Origin of the sequence: Boseongicola sp., assembly GCA_014075275.1 — a bacterium.
GTDB lineage: Bacteria > Pseudomonadota > Alphaproteobacteria > Rhodobacterales > Rhodobacteraceae.
The window spans coordinates 656,077-680,270 of the sequence record CP046179.1 but is presented as its reverse complement, the minus strand read 5'-3'; the positions used below and the strand labels follow the sequence as shown (position 1 = coordinate 680,270).

The window sequence follows — 24,194 nt, the reverse complement described above, 5'->3', positions numbered from 1 at the left end:
AATCAATGCTGCCTTCGCCCCCGACCCTGATCGTAGACTTTTTTGACGAAAAGGTCGGTGTAGTTCAGCGTTGCATTACTGTGCTCTCGCATCAACGCTTCGGCGCGTTGTCCTTCTCTTTTCTTCAGGGCATCGAATATAATCACGTGCTGAGAATGACCAACCGTCAGCCTCATGCGCTCTCGTTTGTAGTTTGTCTTGTCAAAGGCCAGTGTGCCCAGCGCCGTAAGAGGCAACATTGCAATGCGCTCGAATGTGTGCGCGATTAAGTCGTTGCCACAATCGTGCATGATCGTCTGGTGATAAATCTTGTTGGCTTCGGTGTAGCCGCCGATGAAGTCGGTATCTGGATCGTCGCTATCCAGAACGGCTTGCGAAATAGCGATGGAGTCCAATAGTTTTTGTTCAGCTTCGTCGGACATTCCGGATTTGGCCATCGTCTGGGCGGCCAGACCCTCCAATGCTGAACGAACATCGATTGCTTTGGCAACATCTGCAGCAGAGATAGACCGGATTGTGAATCCTCGGCCCTGCCGACGCTCTATAAGGCCTTCGGCCTCAAGTGCAGCCAAAGCTGTCCGGGCAGGTGTTCGAGATACTTCAAGGTCGGAGGCAATGCCCACCTCGTTAATCTTGTCACCGGGCGCACGTTCACCACGCAAAATCTGGCCACGCACGACGGCAAGTACATGTTCCGAGCTAGATGGCATGTCCCCTCCTGAACAACACTATCGGATACATAAAATTGCCTGTCGAGCAGATTTGATCATGATTTGGGCTTATTCACTTAACTTTGGATACAAACTCTGCAACAAATTGAGAGCAAGTAAGGCCGTGGAATACGAATCGCGATAGACGTGTAAAACGTGATCAGACCGGGCAAAACAGGGGAGGATCGGCGCGTGAATGTTCACACGTCAGACGAACCAATCACCACCGAGCTGTTCATTGACGGCGAGGCGCGGCCGTCGGCGACGGGTCGAACTTACGAAATTCACAATCCAGCGCGACCATCTGAGTTGGTTGGACACGCTGCAGCAGCAGATGCGAGCGATATTGACGCCGCGGCACGTGCAGCTCATGCAGCTTTTCCTGCCTGGTCAGCGTTAAGTTATGATGACCGGGCGACATACCTACGCAAGATCACTGAAGAATTGGTGGCTGACGAAGCGGACGTCGCTTATCGATCGCGGCTGTTTTGCCGTGAGCACGGCAAAATCCTGAAAGAAACATTGCTGGAGATGTCACGTCTCGGCGACCGTTTTATGCTGACAGCATCCTATGCGGACCGATTGGCGGCTGACGAACATATTTAGGGCCCGCCGTTTGATACCATCATCACACGTCAACCACGTGGCGTTGCTGCCTTGATCGTTCCCTGGAATTGGCCGTTGTCAATATTGGGTGCGAAACTACCCCAAGCCCTGATGGCTGGAAATACGGTCGTTGTGAAACCAAGCCACAATTCTGCGCTTGCGCCTTCGTTGACGCTGAAAAAGATGGCCGCTCTTTTGCCGCCGGGAGTTTTGAACGTTGTTACCGGTTCGGCATCGGAAATTGGCGATCCACTGGTGACCCATCCCTTGGTTCGCTATGTGAATTTTACAGGATCAGTCGATGTCGGAAAGCACGTCATGCAAAAAGCGGCAGGCAATGTGACACCTGTTACGCTGGAATTGGGCGGAAACGACGCTGCCATCGTTTGCGCGGACGCTGAACTGGACCCAGGTGCATTCATGCGGATTTATATGGGCACGTTCATGTCGTCCGGACAAATCTGCATGGCATTGAAGCGGCTATACGTGCACCGCTCGCGCTATGAAGAGGTTGTGGAAGGCTTGACGGCAACCTGTAATCACATGGTCGTTGGGGATGGCTTGCTGGATGAAACCAACATGGGGCCAGTGAATAACGCCAAACAGCACCGCGTCATAACAGGCATGTTGGATCAGGCACGCGCGGCTGGCGCCGACGTCAAGGAATTGGGCCAGGTTCCGGATGACGCCCTTTATGCCGAAGGGTATTTTCAGCGCCCGACGTTAGCTTTGGACCCTGACCCTGAACTGGACATTGTTCGCGAAGAGCAATTCGGCCCGGCCCTGCCAATCATTCCTTTTGACACTGAAGACGAAGCAATTGCAGCAGCCAATGACAGCCGGTTTGGCTTGTGTTCATCTGTTTGGACTCCAGACATGGATCGTGCGGTTGCGCTGTCTAAGAGGCTTGAAGCGGGATATACTTATCTGAATGCGCATGGTCCGGCAGCCCAGGACAGCCGAGGGCCATTTGGGGGCTTTAAACATTCCGGAATTGGACGCAATCTGGGTTACGAGGGCGTTATCCAATTTCAAGGGTATCATTCGATCAGCGGCCCACCGGGCACGCTGGCATAGAATTCGAACTGGGAGGAATACGATGAAACGACTGTTTTCGGCCATTGCGGCTGCGGGTATCGCGTTGGGAAGCGCAGCCAGTGCTGATGAGTTTAGTCTTGCCTATTTCATGGGACCAAAGCACCCGATGAATGCAGCCGTCTTTACACCATTTGCAGAGAAACTGGCAGAGGTCTCTGGCGGCGAACTGACTGTGAAGCAATTTCCGGGTGGAGCACTGAACTCGGTTCCTCCAAAGCAATACGCAATTCTGCTGGATGGCGTGGCTGATATCGTTTTCACCTTGCCGGGTTATACGGGTGACGTATTCCCAATGACGCAGGTGGTTGGATTGCCGGGTGTCTGCGAGAGCGCCTCTGCCTGCACTGAGGCGTTACTTCGCGCGCAAGGTCTTCTTGAAAGCGAATACAACGCAAAGCTGTTGGCAATCTGGGCGAACGCTCCACCAGTTCTACTGACAAAAGACAAGCCGGTTCGGTCGTTGGAAGATCTTAAGGGCATGAAGATCCGTGTTACGAACAAATCAGATCTGCCGATTGTAGAGGCTCTGGGGGCTTCTGCCGTTGCGCAGCCCGTCAATGTGATCAACCAAAATCTGACCAACGGTGTGATCGACGCTATCGCCATCGGACCATCGGCGATCCGGTCATTCAAGCTGCAAGAGCCAGCCAATTACCTCACAACTTGGTTTCCGGGTTCAGGATCGGCCTTTGTGCTGCTGATGAACAACGATGTCTATAACGGGCTGTCCGACCAAGAGAGAGCCTGGATCGACGCGGCATCAGAAGACTCATTGGCGCTCGCTGGTGGAAGTTTTTATGATCGCGCTGCAGGCGGAGGTCTGAAGATCGCAGCTGAAGCTGGTGTCGAGATGATCGACCTTTCTGATGAAGAAAAGGCACGCTGGATGGCCGCTGTCACGCCGACACTTGAGGGATTGTTGGGAAATACTGTTGGCTCGTCAACAGTGTCCGAGATCATGGCGATCATGAAGGGCGGCAGCTAAGCACTGATGTCAATTGAGACGCCCAAGGCGCTGATCTGGGCCGACCGCCTGCTTATGCGGGCGGCCGGTTTTTTGGCGATCTTGGGCGGGCTGGGTATTGTTGGTTTGGTCGTCATAACGATTATTGCTGTTTTTTGGCGTTATGCTCTTAACAATCCGGTATTTGGGATAAGCGATTTGTCTGTTGTGACATTGACGATCGTAACGGGCGGCGCTGTTGCTTATGGCGCGCGCCACAACGCCCACGTCAGCGTCAACGTCATTTCGCTGGTAGCTGGGCGCAAGGTCACTCGATGGACCGATGCGTTGATGCGCGTGCTAACGGTGGCGATTGCCGGATTGGCGACATACGCTCTTTTCGCCAAAGCCTGCGGCATCGAGAAAGCCTGTATAACCAACAACTTCAGTATTGAACATCGACCATTTTATTACTTTCTCGGCCTTTGCTTGGCGGTCTATACGCTGCATGTTTTGGTGCAGTTACTCGTTGGGCTTTGGCACTTTGGCGGCGACGACCCCAACGAGATCACCGACTGATGGACGGCTCGACCATTGCTCTTTTGGGGTTCGGTTCGCTGTTCGTCCTGCTTTTCATTCGTATGCCGGTGGGAGTTTCGATGATGTTAGTTGGGACGCTTGGAATCTATATGATCCGCCCCCAAGCGGCGATCCCAAAGCTGGCTGGCGAAATTTACAACGAAGCATCGAATTATCCCCTGACGATTATCCCGCTGTTCGTTCTCATGGGAAATCTCGCTGGCGTGTCCGGCATGAGCCGGGATTTATATGACGCGGCGCACAGTTGGTTAGGCCATCGAAAAGGCGGATTGGCTTCGGCGACGGTCGTAGGATGCGCCGGGTTCTCAGCACTGAGCGGATCTTCCTTAGCGGCCGCGTTGACCATGGGACGTGTGTCGTTGCCGGAAATGCAGCGGTATAAATATGACAACGGGCTCGCGACCGGCGCCATCGCAGCTGGCGGCACTTTGGGCATTCTCATTCCGCCGTCCGCAGGGTTTGTCATCTATGCCATTCTCACAGAAGAAAGCATTGGGCGATTGTTCATGGCCGGCGTATTCCCCGGGCTTCTGCTGACATCTCTTTTCATTCTAGCAATTTGGATCGTAGTCGCGCGTGACCCTAGTAAAGCGCCAAGCATGGCGGAGAAAGCTCCACTGTCAGAACGCTGGAACGCGCTGGGACGGGCAAGCTGGATTACTGGCATTATTGTTCTGACAATCGGCGGTATCTATTCCGGCGTATTTTCGGCAGTTGAAGCAGCAGGTATCGGCGCATTCATGGCCATGATGGTCACTGCGTTTCGTGGCAAGCTCACATTCGAAAACACGCGCGAGGTATTTGCCAGCACTTTGAAATCTTCGGGCACCGTGTTCATGATTTTGTTCGGTGCATTTGTCTTCAAAACCTTCATCGGATTTACCGGGATCACCTACTCACTTTCATTGTGGGTAGAGAGCTTGGGACTATCCGGATTTCAGGTCGTGGTCGCGTTTCTGGTACTGTGTATTTTTCTTGGCATGTTCATGGATGGCTTTGCTATTTTGGTTTTGACCGTTCCCTTGGTTCAACCGATCATCGAACCACTTGGTATCGACATGATTTGGTTCGGGGTCTTAATGGTAATCGCGCTTGAAATGGGGTTGATCTCGCCACCTGTGGGCGTGAACGTATTCGTCGTGAAAGGTATCGCGCCCGGGGTTCCGCTGAACACTATTTTCCGCGGCATATGGCCATTTTGGGTCGCTATGTTGGCCGCAATGATCCTGGTTTTACTGATACCGCAAATCGCTCTTTTGCTGCCGAACACGATGTTTGGCTAACGGATCTGTCTGTCAAAAGAACGATGTATAAATGAGCCGAACTGCCAAGATACTGAGAAATACTAGGATCAGGCGATCAAAGCCCTTTGGGCTTAGACGCCTGGCAGCCCAGGCACCGAGCGGCATGAAGGCAACCAGGGGTATAAGGGCCAGCACGCTCAGACCAAGTAGCGGCAATGACATGATCCCAGCGATGAACAAACTCGGCAGCTGCACCAAGGACATAGCAAAGAAAAACACCGCAATAGTCGCGATGAACTGTAGCCGTTCCAGTCGTATGGCGTTTAGGAAACTGACTGAAATTGGGGCAGAAATCCCCGCCGCTCCCTGCAGAATGCCCGCCGCAGCGCCTGCGGGTATCATTAATCGCGAGGCCAATGCGTCATTGATTCTGAAATCGGGGCGCAGCAATCGTAGACCAACATACGCAATAACAGCTCCTGCAACCAAAAGCGTCAGGATTCGAGGCGACAGAGTGGCAAGCATAGCAGTTCCGATAGCTGCGCCAAAAGCGCCGCCAAGCGCAAAGCGCAGATACATACCGTTGCCCAACCTATGGGGCCAAAATCGGATCATCTGCCAAAGATTCGTAGTAAGACTGGGTGTAACCATAATGGCCACCGCTAGCCTCACGTCGAAAAATGCCGCCATAACTGGCACGGCCATCACAGGAGCCCCTGCCCCGGTTGCACCTTTAAGGATGCCTCCCATCGCGAGTGCGGATAGGATTATCAAAACTGAAGTCAGATCAAGTGTCGGCATGTCGTTTGGGCATGCCGGAAGAGCGTTCGGCATGTCAAGACTGAGAGGCGATCGATGTATGAAGTCCTGATTAGTGGCGGTGGTCCGGTTGGCCTTGGGCTTGCTATTGAGCTTGGCCAGTGCGGCGTTAAGACTGCCGTAGCTGAACGCAATCTAACTCCTCCACGCATACCCAAAGGACAGAATCTAACGCAGCGCACAATGGAACACATGCGCGCCTGGGGCGTCGAGGATCAGATCCGCGCCGCCAAGACTATTCCGGCTGGTGTTGGGCTAGGTGGATTGACGGCCTACGGGACACTGACCAGCGGATACGATTATGATTGGTTCAAACGCGCCGCAGTACGTCCGTACTATGCCTCAGTATGAAACGGAAGCGGTCTTGCGAGCGCGGGTTGCGGAATTGGAATGTGTCGATATGCACGAGGGTTGGAACACATGTGCCATTTCTTCAAATACTGACACTGCGTCGATGACAGTTGAACGCGGCACAGAGCAAAAAACTCTGATCGGCAAATACCTTGTTGGTTGCGACGGGAGCAACTCGAAAGTACGGCAAATGTCAGGAATAACAGAGACTTGCGAAGATCATGATCGGTTGATGGTGCTCATTGTCTTTGAATCACCTGCGTTCTTCGATCTGATATCGCAGTTCCCGAACAAGCAATTTTACAACGTTATCCACCCTGATCTGGATGGATATTGGATGTTCTTTGGCATGGTGGAATGGGGCAAGTCCTTTTTCTTTCATGCACCTGTACCTGCGGATACCAATCGAGAAAACTTCGACTTCACAGCACTTATTCATCGCGCGGTTGGAAAGGACATTCCCCTCGAGTTGAGCTATGTCGGGTTTTGGGACTTGCGGATTTCTTGCGCAGACACATATCGCAATGGCCGTATTTTCATAGCTGGCGACGCAGCACATTCTCATCCACCATACGGCGGATATGGCATTAACACCGGGTTTGAGGACTCGCGCAATCTTGGCTGGAAACTTGCGGCAACCTTGCAAGGTTGGGGCGGCAAAGAATTGTTAAATTCCTACGAAGAAGAACGGCGTCCGGTCTTTCAATCCACTGCCAGGGATTTCATCGGAAAGTTTATTGAAGACGATCGCGCATTTGTTCGTGCGCATGATCCGCGCAAGGATCAGGACGCATTTGAATTGGCCTGGAAGAAACGAGCAGAAGGTGGCGATAGTATCGGGGTAGACACATTTGCTCCGCACTATGAGGGCTCAAGCCTGATACTCGGTGATGGTCAAACCACTTCGGCAGTTGGGGTTCATGATTTCGAAGCAAGACCAGGCCGCCACTTACCGCCAATCAAGCTCGCAGACGGTCGGTGGACAACTGACCATTTGGGTGAGGACTTCACGCTCTTTTGCGCCGTTGGCTCTGGGCAAGAGTTTTTAGATGCAGCGGAAGAGCTTGGCATTCTACTGTCAGTCGCTGATCTTCTGACCGAAGATGCGATAAAAACCTATAGTGCCAATGCTATTCTGGTCCGCCCCGATGGGTTTGTTTCCTGGACAGACGACTGGACAGCAGATCCGCATACGGTATTGAGAAAAGCGGTGGCCGCTTAGTCGACACGATTGGCATCTTTATACATGACCCGATGCCGACGGTTCTTTATCCAGTCGGCAAGATCTTCGTCACTCATGAAATGATTGCGATTGTATCTGTCCCAATGTGCGATCTCATCCAGAGGTTTTCGGAACCTTTTGTAAGGCTTTGCTGCCGGAGGACCGAACAAGAAAATGTCCAGGACCGAAATCTCTTCTGGAATGCCCAGTATGGGGCGCATCGCGGACTGCGCCTCTTCCTGGCCGATGGCTGTCACCCACCAGACATTGTATCCCAGAGCGGCAGCGGCGAGATGCGCCGACATGGTCGAAGCCGCAACTGACTGAAGTAGGATACGTTCTGCGTTCTCGCGATACATTTTGTCCGCGTCAGAACCGTCATTAAAGACTGGAAAAGCATTTACCCAGCGCATGTCAGAACAGACGACGACAAATCCAGGTGCAGTCGCGAGCCCCCTATAGTCCGGCGTCGGAAATTTCATTTTCGCTTTTGCGCGAAAGCGTTGCTCGGCTACAAAGTATTCGGTGATCTTGTCTTTAACTTCCTGATCCCGAACAATAATATATTGCCAAGGTTGGGCGTTCGCTCCGGAAGGCGCATGGCGAGCGGCGTCGAGGATTAAGTTAAAGTGTTCCTCTGGAACATCGTATTCCTGATCGAATTTGCGCACCGTCACACGATTTTGCACCACTTGCATCAAAGCCTGGTAGCGCGTCAGGTCACCAATTTCCGGTAGATCGACCGCGTTCTCAGCTTCGCTCAATTCAACGGCGGGATTAGTTTCGGTCATGGGACACCTCGGAAAATTCAGAAAATTCAAAAAAAGATTAGCCAGACAGATCGGCGAAGACAAAACATACATTAGTCACTGGTGAAATTTCACGGCTGGCATCTAACGAAAACAGCCGAACTTCAGCAATAACCTTATCATTTAGTTGAATAATCTGAAAAAATCGATATTGTTCGAATATGGATCACAGCATGATTTTGGCACCTGACGCAACGCCTGGCGCAGACACTTCGGCCACGCATAAGACTTATCTGGAACTGCGTCGATTGATTGTATCCGGCGCACTAAGGCCCGGCGAAAAACTAAAGATCAGCGCATTGCGCGAGCGTCTGAACACAGGAGCCTCTCCGATCCGTGAAGCGCTAAGTCTTTTGACCAGTGAACATCTTGTTGAGCGCTTCGACCAACGTGGTTTTCGCGCGGCCCCCACCAGCAACGCCAACTTCGAAGAGATCCTAGAACTTCGGTGTGATCTTGAGGACATGGCGTTACGCAAAAGCATCGCCAATGCCGATGAACCTTGGGAGGAAGCGATAGTTTTGGCCCATCATCGAATGACGCGTGCTAGAGATCAGGAAGCGCCTGAATTCGAAGATCATCACAAGGCATTTCACATGTCGTTGCTTTCGAACAGCGCCGCACCAATACTTATGAAATTCTGTTCCCAGCTCTATGACCTGAACATCCGCTATCGGTATTTGGCTGGGCATGCCTTGAACTACAAAAAACGGAACGTAACCGACGAACACAAGTTGATTATGGACGCAGCGATTTCCCGTGATGCGGACAAAGCAGCAGAGTTGTTGCAAGGCCACTATCAGCGCACTGGAGCGTTCCTGTCGGGTTTGGTCGGTGATATGGCCGCCGAATAGTTTTTTACTTCGGCACCAAGGTCAGATCAAAATCCACTTGCAAATAAGATTTAGTCACGCTGCCAGACAGCTTGAATCCGTCAGGAAATGTACCCGCTGGTTTCTGTTGATAAGTCATTAGTAGATCTTCACGCACCCCGAAGACCGTATCCTGATCAAGATATGGGTCATCATCTGGGAACACCTCCGTCACCAATGGTAGGAAACCTTCGGCTTCAGCAATGAAGTGCAAATGCGAAGGCCGCCACGGATGTCGTCCACAGGCCCGTAGGATATCGCCAACCGGGCCATCACTGGGCACCGTGTATTCCACAGGTTTTACTGTCGTGAAGGCATAGCGACCGTCGTCTCCTGTGGTCTGCAAACCATGGAACGAGAATGTGTCTTGATCTTCGTCCTGACTGTGTCTGAAGTCAGCGCCTATGGGTCCAATTAGGTTAATTTGATAAGAGAGAGTTGTTGGCTCATCGTAACCACTGAGGAGTGGGACATGAGACAGACAACTGGAACTCGCAGGAGCCCCGGCGAGAAGATCGTCAAAGAGATCAAGCGCGCGACGCGCAAACAGTATTCGTCAGAAGAGAAGATCCGGATCGTGCTGGATGGCTTGCGTGGCGAAGACAGCATTGCTGAGTTGTGCCGTCGTGAGGGAATATCTCAAGGTATCTACTACAAATGGTCCAAGGACTTCATGGAAGCTGGCAAACGGCGGCTTGCTGGAGATACGGCGCGTGCGGCTACGACCGACGAAGTCAAGGACCTGCGCCGCGAAGCCCGAGACCTGAAGGAGGTCGTTGCCGAGCAAACACTGGAACTGCGTCTTCTCAAAAAAAGCATGACCGGCGGTGGGGGCGACCAAGAATGAGGTATGCTGCATCTGAGAAGTTGGAGATCATCCGGCTTGTTGAGGGGTCGCATTTGTCTGCTCGTCGAACATTGGCAAAGCTGGGCATCCCCCGCACCACATTTTACCGTTGGTATGATCGGTATCGGCAGCGCGGCGACGCTGGCCTTGTGGATCAAGCGCCTAAGCCCAGACATGTCTGGAACCGCATCCCCGACGAAGTCCGGCGCAAGGTCGTCAAGCTGGCGCTGCAGGAGACGGAGCTGTCGCCGCGCGAACTGGCAGTGACGTTCACGGATCGGGAGCGCTACTTCGTCTCGGAATCTTCAGTCTATCGGGCCCTGAAGGCCCACGATCTGATCACCAGCCCGGCCTTTATCGTGCTCAAGGCGGCAAACGAGTTCAAAGACAAGACCACTGCGATCAACCAGCTTTGGCAAACCGACTTCACCTATCTCAAAGTGCTTGGCTGGGGCTGGTTCTATCTCAGCACAATCCTGGACGACTACAGCCGCTACATCATCTCGTGGAAACTCTGCACGAACATGCGGGCAGAGGACGTGACGGACACCCTGGATTTGGCGCTACAAGCATCAGGGTGCGATCAGGTTCACGTCATCCACAAACCCCGCCTCCTCAGCGACAACGGGTCCAGTTACGTCTCTGGCGATCTGGCTGAATGGCTGCAGGACAAAGGCATGAAGCATTCTCGGGGCGCACCATATCATCCCCAGACACAGGGCAAGATCGAGAGGTGGCATCAAACCTTGAAGAACCGCATCTTGCTGGAAAACTACTTCCTGCCGGGTGATCTCGATGCCCAGATCACAGCCTTCGTCGATCACTACAATCACAAGCGCTACCACGAGAGCCTGAACAACGTCACACCCGCCGACGTCTACTTCGGGCGTGACAAAGCCATTCTAAGACAACGGGAAAGGATCAAACGAAAGACGCTCGAAGCGCGGCGCTTGCATCACCGCCTGCACGCCGCATAATCAAACCAACCAGATCAGCCAAACTCTCTCTTAGTCTAGGCCGCCCTTGGTTCCAAAAACCCTGACGACGGACAGTCCTGACTGGAGTAAAGCCCATTCGGCGCAGTCTGCCAGATGTCCAAAGTCGCGCCAGCAATTGGATTTCCATCAAGATCTTTCACTTGCCCCTGCACGACCACGATTGGTCCCTCGAAACGGTCCTTCAGGTCACCCCCGATTTCCAACGGTGGAGCGCCTGAGATGTGAAAGGGTCCCAGGACACTTGAAGAAGTTCCATCGTGATCGGAATTGATCATGTCCACTAGGGACGACAGCCCAAGAACATCGGAAAGCAACACAAATTCGTGGCGCTCGGCATCCGAAATGTCTCCAGTGGCTTCAAGAAATTCGACCCCTTTTCGCCACTCGGCGTGGGTCAAGTTCACTTCTTTGGCAAAAGCATGAAGGTGGCGGACAAGGCTGCCCATAACTTCGCGCAGGCGCGGGTCAGTATCCTCGGAAAGATACCCCATGAACACATCAGTGATATTGTCTTTTGTGACATTACGCATCGGATTGTCCTAGTTCAGGATGGCGGTGCTGAGTGACGGGTATCTAATCAGGATAACCAGCACGAACAGCATAACCGCAGCAAAGGGAAGCGCGCCTAGGAAGACGTCTTTCAGAGAAATTCGGTCGTCATCAAGCGTTGCCTTGATCACAAAGCAACTTAGGCCAAGTGGTGGTGTTAGAAGACCAATCTCGGCGGCGACAACGCTTACGATACCGAACCAGACAAGGCTAAGCCCCATCGGCTCGATCAGTGGCAAGAACAGCGGCACCACAATCAAAATGATCGAGGCCGTATCCAGAATTGTGCCCAAGAACAGCATCAGGATTACATAAACGACCATCACGCGCAGGAAACTGTAGTCGCTGCTTGCCAGTATGTCGCTTAGCGCGTTTGGCAAACCAGCAATGCCCAGCATCCGACTATACATTGAAGCGGCTGTAATCAGGAACAAGATCGCGGCGGTAACATGCCCGGTTTCGATCATGGTTGCCCATAGATCGCGCAAGTTCATCTTTCCCCTAATGGCGGCGATCACCAACCCGATCAACGCGCCTGCGGCTCCTGCCTCGACGGGTGAGAACCACCCGGAATACAGGCCACCTAGAACCACAAATATCAGACCGCAGATCGGCAGGGTCTTTTGCGCCATTTCGGCCCAACCCATCTCATCGTGTTCAATCTTATTCTGAGTGCCGACAAAGCCGGGCGTAAATCGCACCATCGCCCAAATCGCACCCACATAGGCAGCCGACAGAAGCAAGCCTGGAACGATGCCCGCCAGGAACATGTCGCCAACCGACTGCTCGGCCACGAAGGAGTAAATGATCAACATTGCAGAGGGTGGAATGATCATGCCTAAAACGGACGAACCGGCGACGACACCCACCGCGAACCGCGGGTTATAGTCGTAGCGGATCATCTGGGGCACCGACATCTTTGTGAAGACCGATGCAGACGCCAGGGACGAACCGCACACGGCTGCGAACACAGCATTCGCCCCAACAGTTGCCATGCCGATGCCGCCGGTCACTTTTCGAAACGCGTGGTTCAACACGTCGTAGATATCAACACCCAGCCCTGCCCTCGATACGGTCAATCCCATGAAGACAAACAGCGGGATGGTGGCAAAAGTGTATTCCATCACACTGTCGCCGATAGCGATCTTTAGCAGTGCCATGGACAGATCGACGTTGTCTTTCATCAGCCAGATGGCAACGAAGGAAACGACGCCCAATGCGATAGCGATATAAACGCCCATGTAAATCAACAACACGATGGCGATGATCGAGATCAGACCGATTTCAATGGGTGTCATGTTGCTTCACGCTCCACCGGGCTGGTCAGCCCAAGGGCTTTAAAGAAGAAAAGAAGGGCACAGAGACAACCTGAGAGGAAGATCACCAACTTAATGGGCCACCAAGGAGCGGTGAAAACGCCTGGAACGCCGAAAAAGTCCCTCGTGTGCCACATCTCAACGAACTCCGGCCAGACTGCAACGGCGACTAGGATCATGAATATACAAGAGAATAGGTCGATAATCCGACGCTGGATCTTCCCGACTGTCGGGCGACGCGCATCCATCATCAACAGAAATCCGTCAGACCGGGTCAGCCGCCCCACGCGAATGACATCGGGTAATTGCAGAAAGACAATCAGGACCATCGAGAATTGAACGACCTCGACTGCTCCCAGAAATGGTTTGCCAAACACGCCGCGGGCCACAACATCGTAGTTGACCACGGCGACCATCAACAAAACGACCGTTGTGCCAACGGCGTTGGCAACCATTGACACGCCGTCGGCTAGTTTTTGCAGGGCCGAAAGGCCTGTAGATGACATACTTTCGGCCCCTTTTGACGCTTAGTTGGTTGCCGCTTCGGCAGCCCAGTCGCGCACTGGCTCAAAGCCTGCATTGCGCAATTTACCAAGGTATGCATTCAGCATGTCCGACCCAGGCTCACCCTTGCCGTCAAGACCAGAAGCCCACTCGGCAGCTATGTTTGGCATTGAAGCCGCCCAAGCTGCACGCTCATCTGCTGAGATTTCGACAATTGTTCCGCCACCTTCGACATAAGCCGCACGGCTGGCTTCTGCGCGGTCCATCGCGATACCAGCGACGTGGTCTCGATAAAGAACTGCAACTTCGCCAAGCACGCCCTTCACTTCATCAGGCAAGCCGTCCCAATAGTCTTGGTTTACAGTGACTGTTTTCGAGTTCACGGCCCCAAGATCAGCGCGCAGCATATATGGCGCGACTTCTGCGATCTTGAATGTCTTGGCAGCCTCCGGCCAAAGCATCGCATGATCGACCATACCCGACTACAACATGCCGTAGAAGTCTGTCAGGCCACCCCGCACACCTGCAGCACCGTTGATGCCTTCGATATAGCGCATGTTCATACCGGCACCGGCAACTTTGCTACCTTCTAGATCAGACAGCGAATTGACCGGTGTTTTCGAGAACATCTGATATGTGTCCAACACGACCCCTGTCGCCAAATATACTTGGTTCTGAGCCGCGAATTCGCTTTGCATTGTCGGATATTCTTTGGCGATCTCATCAACGGCCTTGGCAACAGCCCGAGCGTCTGCAGCAATAAATGGAGTTACCGCCGACAAAGCCTGACTTGGCAATTTCGAGTTGTGGAAAATCGTGGTGACAATCCCAATGTCGCCAAGCCCAAGTTTAACGCCTTCTAGCACGCCCTTTGGCTTAACGATGGAACCGCCGTAGCTTTCCTGCCAGTCCATGACGTAATTGCCGTTCGCTGCCAGTCGCTTATCAACCTCTGGAATGAAAAAGTTCGTGAACTCTTTCACCCAAAGCGCACGTGCCGGATATCCGTCGATTACGACAGCTTTGATAGTCTCAGCAGCAAATGATGGCGCTGCCGACATTGTTGCCACGGTTAGGCCCGCGGCAACTTTTGTCATCCAATGTTTCATAGTGTCCTCCCTGATGCTGTTTTAGTCTTCGTTCGTGAGTGAGTGGTATTATTCTGCTTTCTCCCAAGTCACGTTCAACTGTGTTCCCCCAGCTTCGAACAATTTTGACACGGGACAGAATTTCGCTGTTTCCGTTGCAACCCGATACAGATCATCCTGCGTTACCGCGCCGTCAGATATGACTTTCAGATCAATCGATTGGAACGGAACATTAATCTCTTCCTGAAGCGTCACCCCGCGCCGATCAAAGGCGCAGGATGCCGAGATTTTCAGATGTCCAATATCGATGTCCAACGCCTTGGCGCATTTATTGCCAATCACATTGGTGCAACCAATAAGCGCGGCAAGCGCCGTGTCGGTCGGTGTCGGGCCCAGATTGGTCCCGCCCCGTTCGGTCGGCTCATCAATTGCGACATTCAGATCCCGGATAGCAATATTCGCAAGTGAATGGCTTGTACACTCGGCCTCGGCTTTCAGCGTAACCGTGGTTTTCATCCGGATCGCCATGCTTACATCACCTCGCAAACGTCGTCGAACGAGAAGCGAGGCAGTTTCTGGAACAAAGCGCTTTCATCAGCGTAACCAATGTTGCAAAGAAAATTTGATTTCCAGCCATTCTCCGAGAAGAACTCTTCGTCCACAATCGCGTTGGAAAATCCTGACATCGCACCGACATCTAATCCGATCGCGCGGGCTGCAATCATGAAATACGCCCCCTGCAATGTTGAATTCCGATAGGCGGTATCGTGGGCATAGGCGTCTTTGCCATCAAACAGCGGCTTTCGATCATCGTGTGGAAAGAGAAAATCCAACCGGTGCCAGAACTTGGGATCCCAGGCGATGATTGCCGTAACGGGGGCAGCCATCATCTTGTCGATATTCTTTGCTTTCAATGATTTAGCCAAACGCTCTTTGGCCTCGGCGCTGCGAACAAACTTAAACCGTGCAGGACACGAATTCATGCTAGTCGGACCGCTAATCGTAATCTCGAACAGCGTTTGCAGTGCATCGTCCGACACAGGTCGGTCACTCCAGGCATAGTGAGATCGCGCGTCGCGCAGGATCAGATCAATTGATGCATCGTCCAATTGGGTGATGCGTTTTCGCATGTTGCGAACTGCATCTTGCGCGACTGCGCGGGGATCAATTGCGTCACTCATGTCATTCATCACTCTGCCGCCGTGCTCAACATATCGGCCTCGTCCACGATCGGATTGGAACAGATGCCAATTCCTTCAATTTCAACATCCACAATTTCACCTGGGCGAAGCCAGCGTGGTGGTGTTCGCGCGTGACCAACTCCCGGCGGTGTTCCGGTTGCAATCAGGTCACCAGGTTCAAGCGTCGTGTATTCAGATATAGTCGCAATTGTTTGAGCTACTGACCAAATCATATTTTCAGTGTTTGAACTTTGCAGAACCTCATCGCCAACGCGACTTTCAATCTTCAATCCGCTTGCACCGGCTGGCAGCTCGTCTGGCGTCACAACATACGGTCCTATGGCACCTGTATGGTCGAAGTTCTTTCCAGGCGTCCATTGATGAGTTTTACGTTGGTAGTCGCGCACGGAACCATCATTAAAAACAGTGTATCCAAAGACGTGCCGTAATGCGTCTGCTTCAGATATATGCCGTCCACCTTTGCCAACTACGATCATTAGCTCAGCCTCATAGTCCAATTTATCGGAACAAGTCGGGCGAACCATAGGAGAACCCGCTGCCATCAGAGAATTGCGTCCGCGCATAAACAAGGCGGGATAGTCGGGGATATCATATCCACCCTCTTTAATATGCTCCACATAGTTAAGACCCAGGCAGATGATTGTGCCAGGTCGCGCTATAGGGAGCGCAGGCGTAATGTCAGACAAAGCGACACGGGCGCGCCCCTCGATGGCTGACTGGATGTCGGCCAGTAAATCGGGACGACCAACTAACTCCATAAGGTCGTTGCCAACGTCTGCCAGGGATTCGGTCAGGTTGACTGCCTCACTCCCCTCTAAAAGATAGACCGACTGCGCCCCATTTTGGTGCCCCACCATAAACCGCATCGGAATCTCCTTATTGATTGATCCCGAATTTGACGATAAAAAGGTGATGTGTCAAATAAAATCGATATTATTGCAAGCATCACTTGTGGAGGATGGAATGCCGGACTGGGATCAATACAAAACTGAGGCCAAGGCTCGCGGTTCATTGGCGTTTGAACTGTTTGTTGTCGTTTCCACACCCGCAAAAACACCAGAGGATCTGAAGGCAAATCTTCCTGCACACCTCCAGTACCAAGGTTCCTTGGAGGCAGATGGTAAACTGGCATTTGCCGGGCCGATGTCAGATGAAACTGGCACACAGATGCAGGGCGTTGGTTTGATGGTGTACCGCGCGGGCAGCTTTGATGAAGCGCGCAAAATTGCCGAAGCTGACCCAATGCATACGACCGGAACTGTCCGTCGTCAGGGTTTTGGGAACCAAGAGTTGCTTAAACAAGTAAAGAGTTTGGCTCGTCTGGTTGATGTTATTATGCGGCGCGCTGTCTGTGATGCAAGCGCCGCGCTTCGAGCGTCTTTCGTTTGATCCTTTCCCGTTGTCTTAGAATGGCTTTGTCACGCCCGAAGTAGACGTCGGCGGGTGTGACGTTGTTCAGGCTCTCGTGGTAGCGCTTGTGATTGTAGTGATCGACGAAGGCTTCGATCTGGGTTTCGAGGTCTCCCGGAAGGAAGTAGTTCTCCAATAGGATGCGGTTCTTCAGGGTTTGATGCCACCTCTCGATCTTGCCCTGTGTCTGGGGATGATATGGTGCGCCCCGAGAATGCTTCATGCCTTTGTCCTGCAGCCATTCAGCCAGATCGCCAGAGACGTAACTGGACCCGTTGTCGCTGAGGAGGCGGGGTTTGTGGATGACGTGAACCTGATCGCACCCTGATGCTTGTAGCGCCAAATCCAGGGTGTCCGTCACGTCCTCTGCCCGCATGTTCGTGCAGAGTTTCCACGAGATGATGTAGCGGCTGTAGTCGTCCAGGATTGTGCTGAGATAGAACCAGCCCCAGCCAAGCACTTTGAGATAGGTGAAGTCGGTTTGCCAAAGCTGGTTGATCGCAGTGGTCTTGTCTTTGAACTCGTTTGCCGCCTTGAGCACGATAAAGGCCGGGCTGGTGATCAGATCGTGGGCCTTCAGGGCCCGATAGACTGAAGATTCCGAGACGAAGTAGCGCTCCCGATCCGTGAACGTCACTGCCAGTTCGCGCGGCGACAGCTCCGTCTCCTGCAGCGCCAGCTTGACGACCTTGCGCCGGACTTCGTCGGGGATGCGGTTCCAGACATGTCTGGGCTTAGGCGCTTGATCCACAAGGCCAGCGTCGCCGCGCTGCCGATACCGATCATACCAACGGTAAAATGTGGTGCGGGGGATGCCCAGCTTTGCCAATGTTCGACGAGCAGACAAATGCGACCCCTCAACAAGCCGGATGATCTCCAACTTCTCAGATGCAGCATACCTCATTCTTGGTCGCCCCCACCGCCGGTCATGCTTTTTTTGAGAAGACGCAGTTCCAGTGTTTGCTCGGCAACGACCTCCTTCAGGTCTCGGGCTTCGCGGCGCAGGTCCTTGACTTCGTCGGTCGTAGCCGCACGCGCCGTATCTCCAGCAAGCCGCCGTTTGCCAGCTTCCATGAAGTCCTTGGACCATTTGTAGTAGATACCTTGAGATATTCCCTCACGACGGCACAACTCAGCAATGCTGTCTTCGCCACGCAAGCCATCCAGCACGATCCGGATCTTCTCTTCTGACGAATACTGTTTGCGCGTCGCGCGCTTGATCTCTTTGACGATCTTCTCGCCGGGGCTCCTGCGAGTTCCAGTTGTCTGTCTCATGTCCCACTCCTCAGTGGTTACGATGAGCCAACAAAACTCTCTTATCAAATTAACCTAATTGGACCCATAGGCGCTGACTTCAGACAGACCGGAACACGCACATATGTTCTTAGGAAGTGGATGATTAACGAAGGTTCATTGACCTTGTCAGTTGGACTATCTGGACAAAGCGCAACTCTAAGCTAGACGGGTATCATGGCTGAAAGCAGTTATCTTGGCGATATGCTAACGACGCTTTTTGAGCGTCGCAGAAAGCCAACTAAAACGAATCTTAGACGATCCATGCAGGATATGTGCCTTTCGCTTTTGGCTGAGGAAGGTGAAGTCTCGGGAATTCATCTGGCCAAGTCCGCTTTGGATAAATACGCCACTTTAGATGAACATCAGAAACTAGATTTTTTCAGTTCCTGAATGATGAGCTGGAAATGGACGCGTCTGCGGTCGCCGAGTTGGCAGACACATACGAGCGCACAAAAGACGCGAAAGACTATCGCGCGCTGACTGTCGCCGCCGAACCGCGTCGTCAGGAATTACTGCGCCGACTAAACCAAACGACCGGTGCAACCGCAGCACTGGTGGCGATGCGCGTAGATCTTTTGTCTTTTGCGAAACCACATCCGGATCTTAAGCGAACCGATCTGGATTTCGTGCATTTGCTGCGCAGTTGGTTCAATCGCGGATTTCTGGTGCTACGCCAAATATCATGGGAAACACCTGCAAGTATTCTGGAAAAGATCGTCCAGTATGAAGCGGTGCATGCAATCAATGACTGGGATGATTTGCGACGACGGCTGTATCCACCGGATCGCAGATGCTTTGCGTATTTTCATCCGACAATGCCGGAAGAACCTCTGATATTTGTTGAGGTTGCTTTGACAAAAACTATTCCAGACTCGATCCAGAAAGTGCTCGCCGAGGATCGGACAGCGCGAGACGACGCGCTGACAAATGTGGCGGTATTCTACTCGATTTCGAACTGCCAGAAAGGATTGCAAGGAATTTCCTTTGGCAATTTGCTGATCAAGCAAGTTGTCGACGAGTTAAGCGTGACACTTCCGAACTTGACGACATTTGTGACACTCTCCCCTATTCCTGGACTAAATCGATACTTATCCGAACTTGATGAAGCGCCTTTGGCGAAGAGCGTCTTAACCGGCGAAGCAAATGACAAAGATGTCCGCATCGCGGCGGCACACTATCTGCTACATGCGAAGACGGGCGATGGTATTCCAATAGATCCTGTTGCCCGATTTCACCTTGGCAATGGCGCACAGGTTCACGCCATTCATGCCAATGCCGACATTACCGACAATGGTCAAAAACTATCCAGCGGAGCGATGGTGAATTATTTATACGATCTTACAAAGATTGAAAAAAACCACGAAAAATTTGTGCGCAACGGGACGATATCAACCTCGCGTAGTGTTAACTCACTTGCAGCCGCTTCCGGATTGCCAAATGCGGGAACTTTGTCGCCGTGAGCAACCATCTATACGATGCCCTGATGGCATCAAAGCCGAACGAAAACTCACCATTTCTCCTGTTGGACGAGCGAGGAAATCGAGGCACACTGAGCTTTCGTGAGTTTGAAGCCCTCACGGCCCAAGTTGCGCATACGCTGGTTTCTCAAGGGGTAACGCCCGGAGACAGGGTGGTTGTTCAAGCACCCAAACGATCTGAAATTTTAGCACTCTACGTAGCCACCATTCAGGTCGGGGCCGTATTTCTTCCATTGAATACGGCCTATAAGCTGAGTGAACTGACCTACTTCATTCAAGACTCGACACCGAAACTGATCGTTTGCACGCCTTCCGCCGAAGCTGCGCTTTTGCCGATTGCGGCTGATGTAGGAGCCGCGGTTATGACGATTGACGCTGACGGCGGCGGGTCGCTGCTGGAAGACTCTAATGCTCAGCCGACGATATTTACCACGGTGGCACGAGCGGCAGACGATCTGGCAGCATTGCTTTACACGTCCGGAACGACGGGACGGTCCAAGGGCGCAATGCTGTCGCATGATAACTTGTTATCGAACGCACAGGTACTCACGGATTTATGGCAAATCACAGGTGAGGATGTCTTGATTCATGCCCTGCCCGTATTTCACACCCATGGGTTATTTGTTGCGATGAACACCGCACTTTTGGCAGGCGCACAGGTAAATTTCATGTCCAGCTTTGATCTGGATAACATTATTGAAGCCCTGCCCTCGTCTACTTTGCTGATGGGCGTTCCCACATTTTACACGCGGCTTTTGAACGACGATCGGCTTAGTTCGGATTTGGTAGCCAATATGCGGCTCTTTATATCCGGCAGCGCGCCCTTACTTGCCGAAACACATGACTTATTCACCGAGCGAACAGGTCATCGAATTCTAGAGCGATACGGCATGACTGAAACCAACATGAACACGTCAAACCCATACGACGGCGAACGCAGAGCGGGAACAGTCGGGATCCCCCTTCCCGGCACCGAAGTGCGGCTGACGAGCGTCTCAGGAGAAATGGTCACAGACTCCAGCGTCGGCATGATTGAAGTGCGCGGTCCAAATGTGTTTTTGGGATACTGGAACATGCCGGAAAAAACCGCCGAAGAGCTTCGCGCAGACGGCTTTTTCATTACCGGTGATCTTGGTGAGTTCAGCTCAGATGGGTATCTGTCCATTGTTGGTCGGCAAAAAGACCTGATCATCACAGGCGGATTTAATGTTTATCCAAAAGAGATTGAGGACGTTTTGAACGACATTACCGGTATTCAGGAAAGCGCAGCTTTTGGAGTGCCTGACAGTGATTTTGGTGAGGCAATTGTCGCTGCCGTGGTTGCGGAACCCAATGCAGTTCTTGACACACATAGTATTCAAGACGTTGTCAACGAAAGACTTGCACGTTTTAAGCATCCGCGCAGATTTGAAGTTGTGACTGAGTTGCCGCGAAATACGATGGGAAAGGTTCAAAAGAACGTCCTTCGTGAAAAATACAGCTCCGACACGGACGACTGAAACCCATTTTTGGGTAAGTTGCCAAGCGATTTCGCGCGACAATTCGTGGAAACTGCTCATGCGCGCTCGCAGTTCTTCCAGATATGATATGATGTCACCGTGCGGATCGCACTTTGCGTCAACCGGAAGGCCATTACGACAAGCAATTATTCAAACCAAAAAAAGCAATCTATCATTCAACTTATTGAGCCGAATTACATATGGAGGAAAATATGACCCTCGAAGACATTGTTCGAAAACGTATTGGGCACTGCCAGTCTGACATAGAATACGCTCTTCAGGCATTTCGGGCGCAGAATCCCTTTGCGGCCGAACCCAGTGAGCAAAGAAGACAACGACGCCTACAGTCGAAACTAAATGTTTCGCCAGTGCAAGCCGAAGTCCTCAATAGAGAAGTCGTTCGACGGGCGATGGGCAAAAAAGTTATTGATCGACCAGAACTGGCGCCAACTCTCGATGATCGGCGAGAAGCAATCTGGGGCGATACAGTCGATTTTGTAAGCGTTGCTTTTCTTGAGCGCGGCGCGCAGATAGCGAGATCCGTTGGGCGCGTTGCATTTAGAAATGGGCGTGCCCAAGGCACTGGCGTCCTTATTGGGCAGGACCTTTTCCTAACCAACAATCATGTCGTAGAGTCCCAAGCGGATGCAAATCGGTTTGTGTTGGAATTCGATTATGAGCGTGACTTGGCCGGACGACCTAGGTGATCCACACAGTTCGAAATTGATGGAACCGTTTTTCTTTCTGATCCGGTTTCTGGCCTTGATTTTACAATTTTTGCCGTTGGCGAAAAGATCGATGGCCCGGGTACCCTGAATGAATTCGGCACAACGCAGCTTTCTGATGCATCTGACAAACACATGGTCGGAGAGTTTGCTAACATAATTCAGCATCCACAAGGACGATTCAAAGAGGTGGTTCTACGCGAAAACCGATTGGTAAACAGGTTCGAGGATGCGCTGCATTATGTCGCCGATACCGAACCTGGTTCATCGGGATCGCCAGTCTACAATTCTGAATGGAAATTGATCGCTTTGCACCACTGGGGCGGACCCTGGATCGACGGCGTTGATGGTGGCGGCGCGGCGGACTTCGAAATAAACGAAGGCATCAGGGCCAGCTCAATTGTCCGGAAAGTTCGCCAGAAAGCAAGCAGCCTTGCGTCGGAAGTCCGAGCGCGTCTACTGATGGCCCTCGACGAAAGCGAACGGGCCACTCCGTCTCGAGGCTCCAATGCTCGGATCTCTTCCGCGCCGAGTGTCAAAAATGCGGGCGTTCAGATTGGATCGGATGGTCAGGCAACTTGGACTTTGCCATTGGAAATCTCTGTTAAAATCCCAGGACTGAACACAACAGGCCCCATCCCAACACGAGCCAATGTATCGGTGCCAGCAGCCCAGGAATCACAAAGCGACTACGCTGACCGTCAAGGTTACTTGCCAGACTTTTTGCCCGGCTTTCACATACCTCTTCCGCGCTTGGGCCCCGGTCTGGTGCCAGACGCCGCCTCATTACTCGAACCAGTTCCGGGCGCAAATCCGTTTGAACTAAAGTATCATCATTTCAGCGCCGTAATGAACAAGCGCCGAAAGTTGGCATTCTTTACTGCCTGCATGATCGATGGCCAGACGGCCAAAAGCATCAACCGGTCGACCCTGGCGGTTTCCGATTTGCATCCAAATGATCCCGGTCTTCGCGAGGGCATGGAATTCTTTGACGGCGCTGAAGCCGACAGTTGGAGCACTGACCCCCGGATTGCGAGAGAGGACTACTCTGGCGATGAAATCTATAAAGGTCAGAAGGTGCCTGGATTTCCAAACCCTCGTTCAAGCGGGCGTATTGCGAGAATGTTCCAAAAAGGGCACCTCGTTCGGCGTATTGATCCGGCGTGGGGCAGCAATACACGAGCACTGGAAGCAGAGCTTGATACGTTCCACTGGACGAATGCGGCACCACAAGTCGGTTTTTTCAACCAAGGCAAAGCTGATGAAGATCAACCTGGCACCGGCAAAGGTAACCTTTGGCGCGCTGCCGAGAATTACGTTCTTCGCAACGCAGTCGCCGAAAATCAAAAAGTCATATCGTTTACGGGTCCGGTGTTTCGCGACGACGATCGACGGTATCGCCATATTCAAATACCCGGTCGCTTTTTCAAGGTAACTGCTTGGGTCGAAAGTGGGACACTGAAGTCATTGGCCCTACTGGTTGATCAGTCGCAGGTGTTTGACGCATGGCCGGAGTCCTTAGGCGGCCCTGAATTCTTAACCAATGCTACAGAGGCCGAAGCGTTCATGGATGTCGAAGAATTGGACCGGGTCGAGGATTTTTTATCAACGATTGCAGATACTGAGGACTTGACCGAATTGGATTTCGGCGACTTGGTGCGGCAGGCGGATGTGCGGCTAGGCCAAGGCACAGTTGCCCTGACTCATATCGACGACCTTCCAATTCCAGCTACACCTGCTATCCCAATTCCCGGTGCGCTGGAAAATCCAAACGGAACAGCCGATGATCTTACCCGGATCAGTGGTGTGGGGAATTCTTTGCAGGGCCTTTTGAATCGAAACGGGATTTTCCATTTCAGCCAAATCGCCGCTTGGGGTCCGACCGAGATCGCCATCGTCGACGAACTTTTAAAATTTCCTGGAAGGATCAACAGGGACGAATGGGTTAGACAGGCGGCAACCCTTATGTGAAACCTTGGACATCACTAGTGCCCATTCAGGGGGTCGG

General features: G+C 52.5%; 20 protein-coding genes and 4 pseudogenes. 11 read left to right on the top strand and 13 right to left on the bottom strand.

The window, feature by feature from the left end:
* Window positions 1-2 precede the first annotated feature (2 nt).
* Window positions 3-710 (bottom strand): FCD domain-containing protein, encoded by a 708-nt coding sequence (locus GKR98_03475; protein ID QMU57346.1) that lies wholly within the window; start codon window positions 708-710, stop codon window positions 3-5.
* Between the two features lie 156 nt (window positions 711-866).
* Here GKR98_03475 and GKR98_03470 point away from each other — a divergent pair.
* From GKR98_03470 to GKR98_03455, 4 genes and pseudogenes are all read left to right on the top strand, one after another.
* A pseudogene (locus tag GKR98_03470) lies at window positions 867-2,393 on the top strand (aldehyde dehydrogenase family protein).
* Window positions 2,394-2,415: 22 nt separating this feature from the next.
* Window positions 2,416-3,399 carry a hypothetical protein gene (locus GKR98_03465; GenBank protein ID QMU57345.1) on the top strand — a complete coding sequence of 328 codons (984 nt, stop codon included), beginning with the start codon at window positions 2,416-2,418 and terminating at the stop codon, window positions 3,397-3,399.
* Window positions 3,400-3,405: 6 nt separating this feature from the next.
* Window positions 3,406-3,936: a TRAP transporter small permease subunit gene (locus GKR98_03460; GenBank protein QMU57344.1), complete on the top strand. Its 531-nt coding sequence runs from the start codon at window positions 3,406-3,408 to the stop codon at window positions 3,934-3,936.
* Entirely contained in the window at window positions 3,936-5,240 is a 1,305-nt protein-coding gene (locus tag GKR98_03455) for a TRAP transporter large permease subunit (GenBank protein QMU57343.1), read from the top strand. The genes GKR98_03460 and GKR98_03455 overlap by 1 nt, the downstream gene beginning before the upstream one ends.
* A 12-nt stretch (window positions 5,241-5,252) precedes the next feature.
* Here GKR98_03455 and GKR98_03450 read toward each other — a convergent pair whose 3' ends face one another.
* A complete protein-coding gene (locus tag GKR98_03450; GenBank protein ID QMU57342.1) occupies window positions 5,253-6,002 on the bottom strand; it encodes a TSUP family transporter in 750 nt (249 codons plus the stop codon).
* A 54-nt stretch (window positions 6,003-6,056) separates the two neighbouring features.
* Between GKR98_03450 and GKR98_03445 the strand changes: the two are divergent.
* Window positions 6,057-7,593 (top strand): annotated as a pseudogene (locus GKR98_03445) (monooxygenase).
* Here GKR98_03445 and GKR98_03440 read toward each other — a convergent pair.
* Window positions 7,590-8,456 carry a hypothetical protein gene (locus GKR98_03440; GenBank protein QMU57341.1) on the bottom strand — a complete coding sequence of 289 codons (867 nt, stop codon included), beginning with the start codon at window positions 8,454-8,456 and terminating at the stop codon, window positions 7,590-7,592. The pseudogene GKR98_03445 and the gene GKR98_03440 sit on opposite strands and share 4 nt — an antisense overlap.
* Before the next feature lie 119 nt (window positions 8,457-8,575).
* Between GKR98_03440 and GKR98_03435 the strand changes: the two genes are divergently transcribed.
* Window positions 8,576-9,256: an FCD domain-containing protein gene (locus GKR98_03435; GenBank protein ID QMU59950.1), complete on the top strand. Its 681-nt coding sequence runs from the start codon at window positions 8,576-8,578 to the stop codon at window positions 9,254-9,256.
* Between the two features lie 4 nt (window positions 9,257-9,260).
* Here GKR98_03435 and GKR98_03430 read toward each other — a convergent pair whose 3' ends face one another.
* On the bottom strand, window positions 9,261-9,827 hold the full coding sequence (locus GKR98_03430) for a hypothetical protein (protein ID QMU57340.1): 567 nt from the start codon (window positions 9,825-9,827) through the stop codon (window positions 9,261-9,263).
* On the opposite strand from GKR98_03430, the gene GKR98_03425 reads away from it, so the two are divergent.
* A protein-coding gene (locus tag GKR98_03425) for an IS3 family transposase (GenBank protein ID QMU57339.1) occupies window positions 9,747-11,098 on the top strand; the annotation gives its coding sequence in 2 pieces (ribosomal slippage) (window positions 9,747-10,082 and window positions 10,085-11,098; 1,350 coding nt in all). The two genes, GKR98_03430 and GKR98_03425, sit on opposite strands and share 81 nt — an antisense overlap.
* A gap of 35 nt (window positions 11,099-11,133) precedes the next feature.
* On the opposite strand, the gene GKR98_03420 is transcribed toward GKR98_03425, so the two are convergent.
* The 7 genes and pseudogenes from GKR98_03420 to GKR98_03390 all read right to left on the bottom strand — a co-directional run bounded on the left by GKR98_03420 (window position 11,134) and on the right by GKR98_03390 (window position 16,644).
* On the bottom strand, window positions 11,134-11,649 hold the full coding sequence (locus tag GKR98_03420; GenBank protein ID QMU57338.1) for a hypothetical protein: 516 nt from the start codon (window positions 11,647-11,649) through the stop codon (window positions 11,134-11,136).
* Window positions 11,650-11,658: 9 nt separating this feature from the next.
* On the bottom strand, window positions 11,659-12,966 hold the full coding sequence (locus GKR98_03415; GenBank protein ID QMU57337.1) for a TRAP transporter large permease subunit: 1,308 nt from the start codon (window positions 12,964-12,966) through the stop codon (window positions 11,659-11,661).
* Entirely contained in the window at window positions 12,963-13,490 is a 528-nt protein-coding gene (locus GKR98_03410) for a TRAP transporter small permease subunit (GenBank protein ID QMU57336.1), read from the bottom strand. The genes GKR98_03415 and GKR98_03410 overlap by 4 nt, the downstream gene beginning before the upstream one ends.
* Window positions 13,491-13,511: 21 nt before the next feature.
* Window positions 13,512-14,597 (bottom strand): annotated as a pseudogene (locus tag GKR98_03405) (C4-dicarboxylate ABC transporter).
* Between the two features lie 48 nt (window positions 14,598-14,645).
* Window positions 14,646-15,104 carry an OsmC family peroxiredoxin gene (locus GKR98_03400; protein ID QMU57335.1) on the bottom strand — a complete coding sequence of 153 codons (459 nt, stop codon included), beginning with the start codon at window positions 15,102-15,104 and terminating at the stop codon, window positions 14,646-14,648.
* A gap of 2 nt (window positions 15,105-15,106) precedes the next feature.
* Entirely contained in the window at window positions 15,107-15,757 is a 651-nt protein-coding gene (locus tag GKR98_03395) for a malonic semialdehyde reductase (protein ID QMU57334.1), read from the bottom strand.
* 8 nt (window positions 15,758-15,765) lie between these two features.
* Window positions 15,766-16,644 carry an FAA hydrolase family protein gene (locus GKR98_03390; protein ID QMU57333.1) on the bottom strand — a complete coding sequence of 293 codons (879 nt, stop codon included), beginning with the start codon at window positions 16,642-16,644 and terminating at the stop codon, window positions 15,766-15,768.
* A gap of 97 nt (window positions 16,645-16,741) precedes the next feature.
* On the opposite strand from GKR98_03390, the gene GKR98_03385 reads away from it, so the two are divergent.
* Window positions 16,742-17,167: a hypothetical protein gene (locus GKR98_03385; protein QMU57332.1), complete on the top strand. Its 426-nt coding sequence runs from the start codon at window positions 16,742-16,744 to the stop codon at window positions 17,165-17,167.
* Here GKR98_03385 and GKR98_03380 read toward each other — a convergent pair.
* Window positions 17,112-18,463 (bottom strand): IS3 family transposase gene (locus GKR98_03380; GenBank protein ID QMU57331.1). Its coding sequence is split into 2 segments (ribosomal slippage): window positions 17,112-18,127 and window positions 18,127-18,463, totalling 1,353 coding nucleotides; the frame shifts between segments, so codons are not numbered across the junction. The two genes, GKR98_03385 and GKR98_03380, sit on opposite strands and share 56 nt — an antisense overlap.
* Before the next feature lie 195 nt (window positions 18,464-18,658).
* On the opposite strand from GKR98_03380, the pseudogene GKR98_03375 reads away from it, so the two are divergent.
* Together GKR98_03375 and GKR98_03370 are read left to right on the top strand one after the other, a co-directional pair.
* Window positions 18,659-19,944, top strand: a pseudogene (locus GKR98_03375) (decarboxylase).
* Window positions 19,941-21,461 carry an AMP-binding protein gene (locus GKR98_03370; protein ID QMU57330.1) on the top strand — a complete coding sequence of 507 codons (1,521 nt, stop codon included), beginning with the start codon at window positions 19,941-19,943 and terminating at the stop codon, window positions 21,459-21,461. Before GKR98_03375 ends, GKR98_03370 begins: the two are co-directional and overlap by 4 nt.
* Window positions 21,462-21,814: 353 nt before the next feature.
* Here GKR98_03370 and GKR98_03365 read toward each other — a convergent pair whose 3' ends face one another.
* On the bottom strand, window positions 21,815-22,039 hold the full coding sequence (locus GKR98_03365; protein ID QMU57329.1) for a hypothetical protein: 225 nt from the start codon (window positions 22,037-22,039) through the stop codon (window positions 21,815-21,817).
* Between the two features lie 282 nt (window positions 22,040-22,321).
* Here GKR98_03365 and GKR98_03360 point away from each other — a divergent pair, with 282 nt between their 5' ends.
* Window positions 22,322-24,157 carry a hypothetical protein gene (locus tag GKR98_03360; GenBank protein QMU57328.1) on the top strand — a complete coding sequence of 612 codons (1,836 nt, stop codon included), beginning with the start codon at window positions 22,322-22,324 and terminating at the stop codon, window positions 24,155-24,157.
* Window positions 24,158-24,194 lie beyond the last annotated feature (37 nt).